This is a genomic window from Duganella sp. 1411 (assembly GCF_017833525.1).
Classification (GTDB): domain Bacteria; phylum Pseudomonadota; class Gammaproteobacteria; order Burkholderiales; family Burkholderiaceae_D; genus Rugamonas.
On the sequence record NZ_JAFICD010000001.1, the window covers coordinates 1 to 14,185 of the forward strand.

Sequence of the window (14,185 nt, forward strand, 5' to 3'; positions counted from 1 at the left end):
CCAGCGTCAACACCAGCGGCAGCTACACGTCGCTGTCGAACCAGGCGAGCATCACCGCTACCGGCGCGCTGGGCATTTCGGCCGGGCGCGACGTCACCGACACCGGCGGCACCATCGTCGCCGCCAGCGCGGCGATCCAGGCCGGACGCGACATCGCCTTCAACACGCTGCAGACCGGCAGCGCCTATGTCGCCGACGTCAACGGCAACCGGCAGAACGACAGCAGCGTCACCTACAAGGTCGGCCAGATCTCCACCACCGGCGACCTGTCGCTCAAGGCGGGCCAGGACATCAAGCTGAGCGGTACGCAAGTGAACCTGGGCGCGACCGGCAACGGCAGCATGCTGGCCGGACGCGACGTTGCGATCGCCGCCGTCGTCGACGAGGTCAAGACGCACCAGGAAAACGACCCGGCCAGCAAGAGCTACAACAAGATCATCCACGAAGACCAGACGGTCGTGGGCGCCACGGTCGCCGTCGGCGGCAACCTGGCGATCAAGGCGGGCGACGCGGGCGCGGGCGGATTGGCGATAGCCGGCAGCAACATCGCCGCCGGCGGCGCCGTCTCGCTGGCCGCCAGTGGCGACGTCAGCATCACGCAGGTGCAGGAAAACCACCTGTCCGACGTGGCGGAACACCGCGAATCGAAGAGCACGTTCAAGAAGAGCAGCGACACGACCGCCGACTACAGCAGCGTGAGCAACGTGGTCGGCAGCAATGTGAGCGGCGGCGCGGTCACGGTCAAGTCCGGCAACGACATCGTCGTCACCGGCAGCCAGCTGACGGCGCAGGACGCGCTGACCTTGAACGCCGGTCGCGACCTGCTGGTATCGAGCGCCGCGCAGACGGGCAGCGAAAACCATACCGCCGAGCACAAGAAGAGCGGCTTCTCGCTCGACATCACCGAGGGCGTTGGCTACAGCAAGAGCCAGGACAACAAGAGCGGCCGCAGCGACACGGTCACGCAGGTGGGCAGCGTGCTCAGCGGCGGCAGCGTCAACGCCACGAGCGGGCGCGACACGATCATCACCGGCAGCACGGTGGTGGCCGACAAGGATATCGTCATCGACGCCAAGCGCGACCTGAGCATCGTCAGCGCCGAGGACAGCGTCGACAGCGAATCGACCAGCAGCAGCAAGAAGTCCGGCTCGATCGGCACGCGCTTCCAGGCGGCGGTCGGCACCGTCAAGACCACCAACGACGGCACCGCCGACAGCGTGACGCAGGTGGGCAGCCAGATCGCCAGCCTGGGCGGTGATGTGACGTTGAAGGCGGGCGGCAAGTACACGCAGACGTCGAGCGAAGTGAAAACGCCGGAAGGCGACATCGCCATCGTCGCCAAGGATGTGCTGATCAACGCGGCCAATAACATCAACAACAGCACCGATCACACGACCTACAGCAAGACGGCGATCGGCGGCACCATCACCTCGCCTGTGCTGGAGGCGGCCAAGAGCGTGGGCAGCATGGTCAAGGCGGCGCAGGGCACAAGCAATAGCCGCATGCAGGCGCTGGCGGCGCTGAACGCGGCGGCCGGCTTGAAGGATACGGCCAGTTCACTGATGAATGCGACGAACGCCGGTCTGCGCGTGAGCATCAGCCTTGGCAACTCCAAGAGCGAGAACAACGTCGTCTCGACCAGCAGCACCGTGGCCGGTTCGACCATCGCGGCCGGCGGCAACGTCAGCATCACGGCAACCGGCGCCGGCAAGGACAGCAACCTGACGGCGATCGGCAGCGACATCACGGCCGGAGGCAACGTATTGCTGTCGGCGGACAACGACGTCAGCTTGTTGGCGGCGGAAAACACCGTCAGTCAGCACAGCACCAACAAGTCGAGCGGCGCGAGCATCGGCATCGGGTTCGGCATCGGCGGCACCTCCAACGGCTTCACCATCGACCTGGCCGTCAGCCAGGCGCGTGGCAAGGCGGATGGAGACGACATCGGCTACACCAATACACACGTGAAGGCGGGCAACAACGTGACGGTGATTAGCGGTGGCGACACGACGTTGAAAGGCGGCGTGATCGCGGCCAACAGCGTGGTCGCCGACATCGGCGGCGATCTGAACATCGAAAGCCTGCAGGACAGCAGCAAGTTCGACAGCAAGCAAAGCAGTTCGGGCCTGAATGCCAGCCTGTGCATACCGCCGTTCTGCTACGGCGCCAGCACGGTGGGCGGCAGCGTCAGCAAATCGAAGGTGACCGGCGACTTCCTGTCGGTGCTGGAGCAAAGCGGCATCAAGGCGGGCGATGGCGGGTTCCAGGTGACGGTAGCGGGGAACACGGACCTGAAGGGCGGGTTAATGAGCAGCAGCCAAGTGGCCGTCGACCAGGGCAATAACGTGCTGATGACCGGCAGCCTGACGGCCAGCGATTTGCAGAACAAGGATGAGTATAGCGCCAGCGGATATTCGTTATCCGGTTCGGTCAGCGGACAGTTGGGAAATCAGACCGATTACAACAAGAGCTTGAGGGATAAGGGGTACACAGAAGAGCAGATGAAAGCTGTGCAGGGGCAGCCGACAGCTAGCGGGGGCTTCGGCTCGGCTAGCGGCAGCCAGAACAGCATCACACATAGCGGCATCAGCGGGGGCTTGGTTGTGATCACTGACCAGGTTAAACAGCTCTCGACCGGCAAGGATGGCGCTGGTGTGTTGGCAACTATCGACCAGACTGTAACGACGGAGAGCGCCGCGGCGAACGCAAGTTCACTCACCAAAGGCTGGGACGCCCAGCAATTGCAGAAAGAGGTGGACGCCCAAGTTGCGATTACAAAGGAGTTCAGCAAGCAGGCACCGAAGGCAATTGCTGATTTTGCGCAATCGCAAATAAAAGCGCTTGAGAAGGCGGGCGCAAGCGATGAAGAAATTGCCAAATGGCGCGAAGGTGGGGTGTATCGGATAGCGCTCCATACCGTGAGCGGTGGCCTGACTGGTGGACTTGGCGGGGCACTTGGATCAGCAACGGTAGCTGGCTCGGCTGACTATTTAGAAAAATTGCAGTCGATGACGATGAGCGCGCTGGTCGAACAGGGGCTGAGTTCCGGCACGGCGCAAATGTTTGCTCAGGGATTGGCTGAGGCGACGTCGCTTGCGATCGGGACGGGGGTTGGCGGCATCGGCGGCGGTGCGTCTGCTTTGGGAACAGATACCAACAATCGTCAATTACATTTGCAGGAAATCGCAAAGATTGAAACTCTCGCAAAGGAGCAAGCGAAAAAGACGTGCCGCGGCGACGCCGATTGTGAGGCAAAGGCTTATATTATGTGGGCAGATGCGCTGGAACGTACGGCGAAAGGGTTGGTCGATGAGAAAGAGAGCGCAAAAAACCTGGCATACATCCAGACATTAGCAGCAGCCTCGAACGATCCCAATAGCGAAGGGGCACGGGGTAGATTTGCCGAATATATGGATGTGCTGCGCATCGCGCAATCCCTCTTGACCTCAGATATGGGGAAAGTGATTGTGGTCAATGGGCAGACAGCGTCCGCGAATGGCAGCGTTCAAACCTACTTCAGCGCTACGCAAGCACAGTTTTTAGACAAATATGTCAATACACTCTTCAGCAGGGCGCCGGATTCTATTGTTGTGGGGGAGCAGGCGCGGGATAATACTCGTATCGAAGTCTTCGGAGCACAAAATGGGTCGGCCACACCTATGTATGTGGCTGAAGAGTTGCTGTTGGGAGGTGCTGTCGCCAATAAAGCCGTCGCCTCGTTAGGACGTTATTTTGCGTCCCTTGACGTTGGATTAGCTGGGACGGTCGGCACCTCTGCCGGCGGTAATATTAGCGCGCTAAAGATGACAGAAGAAAGCATGTCGTTAGGCGTTTCCGCAGGCCAGAGATCGGTTCTCGCCCAACTGGAAGGCCTGGCCAATAATAATGTTAGCGGAGATTTACGCGAGTTTGTGGCTAATAACTATTTTTCGAGTAACGGGTTTAAATCTTTGCAAGGGAAGTGTGGTAGCAACTGTTTTGATGGCGTGTATATAAAAGGCGATAGCGTTTATATTAACGAAGTAAAGCCATTGACTGCCGAAGGGTCAATTCAATTAAGTGGGCCTTCTGCTACTGGGCTTCCTGCTCAAATGAGCGATGATTGGATAAAGAACGTGTTGGGTCGATTGAAATTGTCGACAGATCCAGCCACCTTGGAAACTGCAAAAATAGTTCAAAAAGCTATTGATGATGGAAAGTTGATAAAAATGGTTACCGGAGTCAATAGTAAAGAAATGCGGGTTATCAAGATAAAATAAAAGGTGCGAAGAAATGGATTCAATGAGTCGCGAACAAAAACTTGTAGCACTAATAAAATTTGACGAACAATTCTTGCCTAGGTGGACTGATTCATTTAATAATAGGCGCGATAAGGTTCATCTCGGTTCTATCTTGCTTTCCATGAGTAATTATTGGCGGGCAAAAGCGATGTATGCATGGTTTGTTCAAGGCGATACGAACGCTTTCAGACAGCATTGTTACCTTGCTAGCAAGCTGACCTTGGCTAGTGTAGGGGAAAGTGGCGGGGCCACTTTCGAGCTAAGCGGAGATATCATGTTTGCTTTATTGTCGGATAACTCAGAGGTAGTCAAGTCAATGTCTGAAGTAGAGACGCCTCAACTTAAGGAAGAACGTAATAACCCGGAAAGTATACGGTCGCTTTTTTATATGCTCCAACTGGCAATTCGTGGAAGCGATGAAAAACTTGAAGAAATGATTGATAGTATCGCGAAAAAAGGAAAACGACATGCTCGCGAGGAAGCGTCAGCGGGAAAGGACTTCTTCTCGCTTTTACTTAAACGAGACCAAAGTGGGTTGGAGGATCTAATTCAAAAACATGCCCGTATGAAAAATCATGATGTCATTACCGACGGCTTTATGGCCTATCTTGGTACAGTAGAGGCAAAACTATGTTGGTATAAAAAAATTCCAGTGAAAATCGAAAGTCCCATGATTCCAGCGGAATTGATGCCTGTTGTGCCTCTTGATAATTATGACGATGTCTATGAATTTCTGAAGCCGGGTTGGATACCGCCGCAGCAAGGTCTAATCGGGAAAATTTCTCGTTGGTTTACATAAGAATGAATGCGTCGGAGTAGGTTGTCGAAACTTTTTTGCGGTCACGATTATGCTTGGAAGGGAGCAATCTCTATTTTTGGAGGTGGTTTAAAATGAAGAGGATTCTTTCCTGTCGTGACGTTTTCACTGGCGTTTTATCCGGCTTTCAGTCAGGAGACTATTGCACCGAGCGAGCTTCCTGGTGAAACGGAGCCGGACGCCAGAAGCTGGCTCTTCGATAATTTGGGGCGTTTCATTCTTAAAAAATCTACTGAGTGAGGCCGGTTGCGCTATCTATACCCATGTCCTTATACACAAGTCCAGCCTGCGCATCGCCGAGCCTGAAATCAACTTAGCTTGCCAATTTTCGCTTCTGCCCTTGTAAACTGCCGATTTTTCGCGCTTACTCTCGTCTTTTGGGTGACGCGTTGACAATGGAATCGGCAGACTGGGCTGCAACGGAATTTGCACAGCTGGACTTGGCGACGCGCGCCTCAACAGGCGAGTGAGGATATTGATGGAGCGGTTTGCAGCGGATCCGGCGGCGAGAATTCCCGAGGCGTGCGACGGTTGGGGTGAAACCATTGCGGCGTATCGCTTCCTTGGCAACGAGTCGGTCGACTGGCGCGACATCATGGGGCCACACTGGCAGCGGACGCAGTTGCGGATGCAACACGAGGCTGTGGTGCTGTGCTTGCAGGATACGACTGAACTCAATTTCAACGGTCAGCAGATCGAGGGGCTCGGCCCGTTGAGCTATGAAAGCCAACGGGGCATGTATTTGCATCCGACCTACGCAGTGACGCCTGCGCGCGTACCGCTGGGCGTGGTTGACGCTTGGATGTGGGCGCGTGAAAAGAGAAATGAAGATGGCCAGCGAAATGGGCCGAAGGAAAGCGCGCGCTGGGTGGAGGGCTACGACCGTATCGCCGAGATGGCGCTGGAGATGCCGGGAACGCGCCTGGTGTATGTGGCTGGCCGCGAGGCCGATTTGATGCCCTTATGCAGCGTGCAAAACACCTGGGCCATCCCGCCGATTGGTTGGTTCGTGCCGCGCACAATCGCTGCGTGCCCGATCACGGCAAGCTGTTCGATGTGACGACCCGTGAAGCGCCAATGGGCGAGATCAGCTTTACGATGGCCTCACGCCATGGCGTCAAAGAGCGGGTGGTACGACAGCAGTTATGGGCCCGGCGCGTGGAACTGGGCGCCGGCAAAGGCGGTGCCGTCACCGTTACCTGCATCGTGGCGCGGGAGGTGGGCGCGCCGGCAAGAACCAAGGCAGTTGAATGGCGCTTGCTGACCAATCGCCATGCCGGCTCGCTCGATGAGGTCAATGAATTGATCGATTGGTACAGGGCGCGCTGGGAAATCGAGATGCTGTTCGACATTCTGAAAAATGCCTGCCGAGTCGAAGCCTTGCAACTGTCCGGCGTTGACCGTTTGGAGCGTGCCCTGGCCATGTTCATGGTCGTGGGATGGCGGGTTGCATATCTGATGCGCCTGGGACGAACCAGTCAGGATTTGGACGCCGGGCGCTACTTCGATTGGGCCGAAATTAAGGCCGCCTACGTGCTGGCCAAGAAGCCCCAACCGGCCAGGCCAGACTTGAACGAAGTGATCAGGCTATTGCACAGCGAGCCGGCTTCCTGGCAAGGAAAGGCGATGGTGAACCAGGTGTGAAAGCGATCTGGAAGGGACTGACCAAGATACGACTCGTCGCTGAAGCGCTACGAGAAATGAACTCGGCGTACGACTAACGCCGAGTTGTGTATAAAGGCATGGGTAAGACCGAATTGGCGCGGTGTGCGGCGCGCAGTGGTATCGCGCTGACGGCCGACCAGATCAGCCACCTGACCAGCGACATCGTCTGGATGGAGACCGAAACCGTCATGCTGCCGGACGGCACCGTCGAGAAGGTGCTCGTGCCCAAGGTTTATCTGGCGCACGCCGGCAGCGACGCCGTCAAGGCCGGCGGCGCGCTCGTCACCGGCGCCGGGGTCACCATCGACACCAGCGAGGGCATCGTCAACCGTGGCGGCGTCATCGACGGCGGCAATGGCCGCACCGTGCTCATCGCCGGGCAGGACATCGTCAACCAGGGCGGCGCCATCAAGGGTGGCGATGTCGGCCTGAAGGCGGGGCGCGACGTCATCAATCAATCGCTCAGCGTCAAGCAGGAATACGCCAGCGTCAACACCAGCGGCAGCTACACGTCGCTGTCGAACCAGGCGAGCATCACCGCTACCGGCGCGCTGGGCATTTCGGCCGGGCGCGACGTCGCCGACACCGGCGGCACCATCGTCGCCGCCAGCGCGGCGATCCAGGCCGGGCGCGACATCGCCTTCAGCGCCCTGCAGACCGGCAGCGCCTATGTCGCCGACGTCAACGGCAACCGGCAGAACGACAGCAGCGTCACCAACAAGGTCGGCCAGATCTCCACCACCGGCGACCTGTCGCTCAAGGCGGGCCAGGATATCAAGCTCAGCGGCACGCAAGTGAACCTGGGCGCGACCGGCAACGGCAGCATGCTGGCGGGACGCGACATTGCGATCGCCGCCGTCGTCGACGAGGTCAAGACGCATCAGGAAAACGATCCGGCGAGCAAGAGCTACAACAAGATCATCCACGAAAACCAGACGGTCGTGGGCGCCACGGTCGCCGCCGGCGGCAACCTGGCGATCAAGGCGGGCGACGCGGGCGCGGGCGGATTGGCTATAGCCGGCAGCAACATCGCCGCCGGCGGCGCCGTCTCGCTGGCCGCCAGTGGCGACGTTAGCATCACGCAGGTGCAGGAAAACCACCTGTCCGACGTGGCGGAGCACCGCGAATCGAAGAGCGCGTTCAAGAAGAGCAGCGACACGACGGCCGACTACAGCAGCGTGAGCAACGTGATCGGCAGCAATGTGAGCGGCGGCGCGGTCACGGTCAAGTCGGGCAACGACATCGTCGTCACTGGCAGCCAGCTGGCGGCGCAGGACGCGCTGACCTTGAACGCCGGTCGCGACCTGCTGGTGTCGAGCGCGGCCCAGAGCGGCAGCGAAAACCACAGCGCCGAGCACAAGAAGAGCGGCTTCTCGCTCGACATCACCGAGGGCGTTGGCTACAGCAAGAGCCAGGACAACAAGAGCGGCCGCAGCGACACGGTCACGCAGGTGGGCAGCGTGCTCAGCGGCGGCAGCGTGAGCGCCACGAGCGGGCGCGACACGGTTATCACCGGCAGCACGGTGGTGGCCGACAAGGACATCAGCATCGACGCCAAGCGCGACCTGAGCATCGTCAGCGCCGAGAACAGCGTCGACAGCGAATCGGCCAGCAGCAGCAAGAAGTCCGGCTCGATCGGCACGCGTTTCCAGGCGGCGGTGGGCACCGTCAAGACCACCAACGACGGCACCGCCGACAGCGTGACGCAGGTGGGCAGCCAGATCGCCAGCCTGGGCGGTGATGTGACGTTGAAGGCGGGCGGCAAGTACACGCAGACGTCGAGCGAAGTGAAAACGCCGGAAGGCGACATCGCCATCGTCGCCAAGGATGTGCTGATCAACGCGGCCAACAATATCAACAACAGCACCGATCACACGACCTACAGCAAGACGGCGATCGGCGGCACCATCACCTCGCCTGTGCTGGAGGCGGCCAAGAGCGTGGGCGGCATGGTCAAGGCCGCGCAAGGTACCAGCGACAGCCGCATGCAGGCGCTTGCGGCGCTGAACGCGGCGGCCAGCCTGAAGGATACGGCCAGTTCACTGATGAATGCGACGAACGCCGGCCTGCGCGTCAGCATCAGCCTGGGCAATTCCAAAAGCGAGAGCAACGTCGTCTCGACCAGCAGCACCGTGGCCGGCTCGACCATCGCGGCCGGCGGCAACGTGAGCATCACGGCAACCGGCGCCGGCAAGGACAGCAACCTGACGGCGATCGGCAGCGACATCACGGCCGGCGGCAACGTATTGCTGTCGGCGGACAACGACGTCAGCCTGTTGGCGGCGGAAAACACTGTCAGCCAGCACAGCACCAACAAGTCCAGCGGCGCGAGCATCGGCATTGGGTTCGGCATCGGCGGCACCTCCAACGGCTTCACGATCGATCTGGCCGTCAGCCAGGCGCGCGGCAAGGCGGACGGGGACGACATCGGCTACACCAACACGCATGTCAACGCCGGCAACAACGTGACGGTGATTAGCGGTGGCGACACGACGCTGAAAGGCGGCGTGATCGCGGCCGACAGCGTGGTCGCCGACATCGGCGGCGATCTGAACATCGAAAGCCTGCAGGACAGCAGCAAGTTCGACAGCAAGCAAAGCAGTTCGGGCCTGAATGCCAGCCTGTGCATACCGCCGTTCTGCTACGGCGCCAGCACGGTGGGCGGCAGCGTCAGCAAATCGAAGGTGACCGGCGACTTCCTGTCGGTGCTGGAGCAAAGCGGCATCAAGGCGGGCGATGGCGGGTTCCAGGTGACGGTAGCGGGGAACACGGACCTGAAGGGCGGGTTAATGAGCAGCAGCCAAGTGGCCGTCGACCAGGGCAATAACGTGCTGATGACCGGCAGCCTGACGGCCAGCGATTTGCAGAACAAGGACGAGTTCAGCGCTAGTGGATTCTCGCTGTCGGGATCGGTAAGTGGATCGCTTGGTGACCAGAAGCCGCCGCCGGGGAAATTATCGGAAGATCAGCAAAAGGCTGCGGCGGCGGGCGGCAAGCCCACGGCCAGCGCCGGCGTTGGTTCGGCCAGTGGCAGCCAGAGCAGCACCACGTTTAGTGGTATTAGCGGCGGTTTGGTTGTTATTACAGATCAAACCAAACAACTTGCGACCGGGAAGAATGCAGAGGCTGCGGCTGCGAGTGTCAGCCGCGAAGTAACGACCGAGACTGCCGATGCAAGTACCCTGGCGAAAGGCTGGGATGCATCTCGGCTTCAGAAAGATATCGATTCGCAGGTCGCCATCACACAGGAATTCAGCAAACAGGCACCAAAGGCTATTGCTGATTTCGCCGATAAGCAAATAGAGGCACTGGTCAAGCGAGGTGCGACTTCGGAAGAAATTGAGAAGTGGAAAGATGGAGGGATATACCGCGTTGCATTGCACACGATCAGTGGCGCGTTATCGGGGGGGATTGGTGGGGCTGCAGGTGCTGCGACGGTTGCTGAGTCTGCGAAATTACTGAACGAACTGCAAACTAGTGCGATATCGCAACTTGCTGGGGCGGGCATGGGGGATGAAGCAGCGAAAGCAGTGGTGCAAGGATTAGGCGAGTTGATGTCTGCGGGCGTTGGAATGCTGGTCGGCGGCACAACTGGTGCAGCGAGTGCTCTCGGCACCGATACGAACAACCGGCAGATGCATTGGCAAAATTATTTGAAGGCGTCAGAAAATTGCCGTAGCAACACTGCGGCAGCAGGTTGTGGGACTATATTAAAGATGTCCGGTGTGGGCTCTCAAGTCTTAGGATTCATGGCGACTCCTAGTGCAAACGTAGCTGTCAACACGGATGCGCAAGGCACTGTCGTTAGTTATACGTTGTTGGATAAAATATCCAATCAACCTCTGGCGATCATGGAATCTCTGGATTTTGAAGCTTTCAGGAATGCTCCAGCCGGATTTCAAGCACTCATGTTGAGAGTGTCGCCCCAGTACTCGTTAGATATGGCATCAGCGATGCTGGAGGCTGCCTCGGGAAATACGGATAAGGCTGTTGTCGCGGGCATGGCCGTCATTACCTCTCCTGAGTATTGGCGTGATGTCGCCCTTGGCGTAGGCGGCGAAATTGTCGTCGGTGGGTCCCTAGGCAAATCAGTGGGTGCCAATGGAACAGCGAATGCCGCGACATCGTTGGCATTGAAGGAACAGCTAGCAGCAGAAAATCTCGCGAATATTGCCGCACAAGATAGTCGGCTAGCTAATGCGATAAACGGTAGTGGGACTAAAAATCCCAATTTCTCAATTGGAAATGGTACTGTAGCAGAGGCTGAGCAGTTGGGGAAAACTTGGGTCGGGGACGGTGCGAAACCCACAAGTGATGGCAGCGGTTGGATAAGTGCTGATGGGACTAGAGTCTATCGAACTCCCGTGGCAAAGTCTTCGGAATTTGCGACAACCGGAATTCAAGCTAATTTTGAGGTTTATCGTATAAACCCTGTTACTGGGGTGAAAGAGAAGATCTCGAATGGGCATTTAAATGTAAAAAAGGAGTAGCCATGAAGGCGGCGTTAAAAGGTTTGGCATGTGATGAAGTGAATGTTGAGAACTATATGCCTGATGAATCCGATTGCTTCAATATTAGGTTGGTAGCCCGAATTGGCCCTAGTGGGCAAGAGAGTAGTGATTATTTTGAGTTTTATGTTTGCACCCCTGAATGGATTAAGCGGAATAATTATTGTCCTTTTTGGGGAAGAAATCATCTTGTGGTCAACGAGTTTGATATTGTGACGATCCGCAATATGATTGAACTACTTATAAGTAATGCCGAGGCTGAAAATTGGGGCGATTTGGCTAAACAATTGGCTGCATATATGTCATGGGAATATGATGGGTATAAATCGTGATTTTTCGTAGTGGCGAAGCTGATTTTTGAAGGAGATTGCGGACAGCTTAAATTTTCACGGCGTCTATGCATACGAAGTCAAATCATTGTCCACGGAATTTTAATTTAATTAAGCGAGTCTTCTCCTGCCGGGCTTCCTACTCAAAAAGTTTGTGACCGGTGTGAATGAACCACCCAGATTGTCGAGGGGCCGTCAGCCGCAGCACCCTGATATCCGCCCTGATTCTGGCCGGTGCTGGAGGCAGACGGTTATGGACCTCCGAAAATATGCTGAAATGAACAAATGTACGTCTATGTATCCCTGTTGGTTTGGGTTTGTTCCAACGAATTTGGAACCCGTTAAAGCTAATTTGGAATATTGGGAAAAGATAGGCATGACGAGTGCAAAACGTTTGGCGGATAGTGCGCAATGCGGCGGCTATACCCGCCATACCGGCTTTCGCCCCGAAACTATCAAGGCAGCGCAAGGTGCAGATTCCGGGCGTTGAACTGTTCTCATCAGTTCGTCTGCGGGGCCGATTGCTCGTCCTCCGGCATTTAAGAAAGGGCATGAGTCCAGATACACTATGGTTTTCCACGCATGCCGCAGGAGGCCACAAATGAAAACGGTGAATTTTCCACCCGACCGTGCTCTGCCCGCACTCGGACAAGGCACTTGGGCCATGGGCGAGGACCCAACCCGCAAGCAACATGAGGTCCGCGCGCTGCAGATGGGCCTCGATTTGGGCATGTCCCTGATCGACACCGCCGAAATGTATGGTGAGGGTGGCGCGGAGCTGGTTGTCGGCGAGGCGATCGCCGGCCGCCGGTCCGAAGTCTACCTGGTCACCAAAGTCTATCCGCACAACGCCAACCTGGAAGGCACGCAAGCGGCCTGCGAGCGCAGCCTCAAGCGTCTGAAGGTCGATTGCATCGATCTCTATTTGCTCCATTGGCCCGGTTGCTTCGCCCTCGACGAGACCTTCGACGCCTTCGAGGCGCTGAAGAAGGCCGGTAAGATCAAGGAGTACGGCGTCAGTAACTTCGATCTGGAGGGCATGCAGGACGCCGCCGATTGCGGCGCCGTGGCGACCGACCAGGTGCTGTATAACCTGATGAAGCGAGGGATCGAGTTCGACCTGCTGCCGTGGTGCCGCCAACAGGGCATGCCGGTGATGGCCTACTCGCCGCTCGAATCGACCGGTCGCGAACAGGCTGCGCTGCTCGGCAATCCCGGCTTGCGTGCCGTCGCCGAGGCGCATGGCGTCACCCCTGCGCAGATCGCGTTGGCGTGGGTGCTGCATCAGGAGGGCGTGATCGCCATCCCCAAGGCCGTCGATCCTGTACACTTGCGCGCTAATCGCGCCGCCGCCGATATCCGCCTCTCCGCGGAAGACCTGGCGGCGCTGGACCGAGCGTTTCCACCGCCGCGCCGCCGCCGCGCGCTGGATATGCGTTAAACGACGAATCATTTATGCTAAACCGACTGAAACAACTGTTCTCGCCAAAAGACCTCAGTAAACACATCCTGCTCAACGCCTATTGCACGGTGGCCGACGCTCCCATGTCCGGCTTCCCGCACGTGTTGAATGTACGTCGCGACCTGTCCGATCCGGAATTGCAGCCGCATCTCAATGGCTTCATGAACCATCTGGCCGACGCCGGCCAAGGCAGCATGACGCGTGTGCGATACCACGTGATCCGCCATCTCCAACGCGTGCGCCAGCATGTCAGCCTGGCCGTGGAGGAGGGCGCGATGGACGGCTTCTCCGAATGGGCGCGGACGGCCAACGCGGTCGTGTTCATGGTCGATGGCAGCGTGCGCGATCCTCAGGGACGCATACTCTTGCCCGCCGCCGGGGACGATGGCGATCCGCAGGCCGTGATTCCGTACCCGCCTCAGGCCTGGCAGCGCAAGGCGCGCACCGACGAACTGCTCGCCGCCCGCAAGGTCGCGGTGCCGGCGGATCTGCCACCCTTAGTCTCCGAGCCGGAACTGCGTTTGCGCGCGCCGGAGGATGTTCTCAGAAGGATGCTGGCCTTGTTCGTGGTGGCGATACGCGCGGAGTCGCTGACGGGCGATACGCCTATCACCGCCGCCGATCTTCAACAACGGTTTCCACCCGCGTTTGCCGGCTTGTCCGATGCGGAACGTGCGTTTCTGGCGCAGGAAGCTCCCACGCAGCAGGAAATCACGCAATTCCTGTGGCGTTACGAGGCTATCTTGGTGCTGCAGTGGGCGTTGGGCCTGCAGGATGCCTTGCCGTTCCCGGATGCGATCTGTGACGTGTCGACGATCTCGCGTACCGCCATCGAGCGGGGAACCGAAGGTTTGCGCAAGCAGCCCGCGATGCGTTCCGCCGGTGAGCTGCTGGACGCGCTGGACCTGCACTATCGGCTGCATTGGGCCACGCGCCAGGCGTTGCTGAAGAAGTATCCGGCGCCTGCGGGCTTGAACGACGGCGTGCTGCAGGAGCGCCACCATGCCCTGAACTGGCTGGTGCGCTTCGAGGACCGCGACTGGGATGATGTCGATACACCGACATGATGGTTTAAAAAGTGCCCACGTCTGCTAGCATGAACGTTTTTCAAACGGATGAGGCCC

7 protein-coding genes and 1 pseudogene are annotated in these 14,185 nt (G+C 58.3%); all 8 read left to right on the forward strand.

The window, feature by feature from the left end:
• Nucleotides 1–4,259, forward strand: a 4,259-nt coding sequence (locus JOD97_RS00005) for a hemagglutinin repeat-containing protein (RefSeq protein ID WP_209712606.1), incomplete at its 5' end; no start/stop codon positions are given.
• A gap of 22 nt (nucleotides 4,260–4,281) precedes the next feature.
• Entirely contained in the window at nucleotides 4,282–5,079 is a 798-nt protein-coding gene (locus JOD97_RS00010; protein WP_209712607.1) for an Imm49 family immunity protein, read from the forward strand.
• A 496-nt stretch (nucleotides 5,080–5,575) separates the two neighbouring features.
• The gene (locus JOD97_RS33180) at nucleotides 5,576–6,157 is read left to right on the forward strand and encodes a transposase DNA-binding-containing protein (RefSeq protein WP_373999758.1); all 582 of its coding nucleotides are present in this window, start codon (nucleotides 5,576–5,578) and stop codon (nucleotides 6,155–6,157) included.
• Nucleotides 6,061–6,818: pseudogene (locus JOD97_RS33185) on the forward strand (IS4 family transposase). The gene JOD97_RS33180 and the pseudogene JOD97_RS33185 overlap by 97 nt, the downstream one beginning before the upstream one ends.
• A gap of 21 nt (nucleotides 6,819–6,839) precedes the next feature.
• Complete coding sequence (locus JOD97_RS00020) at nucleotides 6,840–11,252, forward strand: hemagglutinin repeat-containing protein (RefSeq protein WP_209712608.1); 4,413 nt, start codon at nucleotides 6,840–6,842, stop codon at nucleotides 11,250–11,252.
• A 2-nt stretch (nucleotides 11,253–11,254) separates the two neighbouring features.
• Nucleotides 11,255–11,602, forward strand: a complete 348-nt coding sequence (locus tag JOD97_RS00025) for an Imm8 family immunity protein (RefSeq protein ID WP_209712609.1) — start codon at nucleotides 11,255–11,257, stop codon at nucleotides 11,600–11,602.
• A 598-nt stretch (nucleotides 11,603–12,200) separates the two neighbouring features.
• Entirely contained in the window at nucleotides 12,201–13,040 is an 840-nt protein-coding gene (locus tag JOD97_RS00030) for an aldo/keto reductase (protein WP_209712610.1), read from the forward strand.
• 14 nt (nucleotides 13,041–13,054) lie between these two features.
• Nucleotides 13,055–14,128: a DUF4272 domain-containing protein gene (locus JOD97_RS00035; protein ID WP_209712611.1), complete on the forward strand. Its 1,074-nt coding sequence runs from the start codon at nucleotides 13,055–13,057 to the stop codon at nucleotides 14,126–14,128.
• The last annotated feature ends 57 nt before the right edge of the window (nucleotides 14,129–14,185 follow it).

Excerpts from the sequence above, each read along its gene's own strand:
- JOD97_RS00010 (WP_209712607.1), top strand. The coding sequence starts at position 4,282 with ATGAGTCGCGAACAAAAACTTGTAGCACTAATAAAATTTGACGAACAA.
- JOD97_RS33180 (WP_373999758.1), top strand. The coding sequence starts at position 5,576 with ATGGAGCGGTTTGCAGCGGATCCGGCGGCGAGAATTCCCGAGGCGTGC.
- JOD97_RS00020 (WP_209712608.1), top strand. The coding sequence starts at position 6,840 with ATGGGTAAGACCGAATTGGCGCGGTGTGCGGCGCGCAGTGGTATCGCG.
- JOD97_RS00025 (WP_209712609.1), top strand. The coding sequence starts at position 11,255 with ATGAAGGCGGCGTTAAAAGGTTTGGCATGTGATGAAGTGAATGTTGAG.
- JOD97_RS00030 (WP_209712610.1), top strand. The coding sequence starts at position 12,201 with ATGAAAACGGTGAATTTTCCACCCGACCGTGCTCTGCCCGCACTCGGA.
- JOD97_RS00035 (WP_209712611.1), top strand. The coding sequence starts at position 13,055 with ATGCTAAACCGACTGAAACAACTGTTCTCGCCAAAAGACCTCAGTAAA.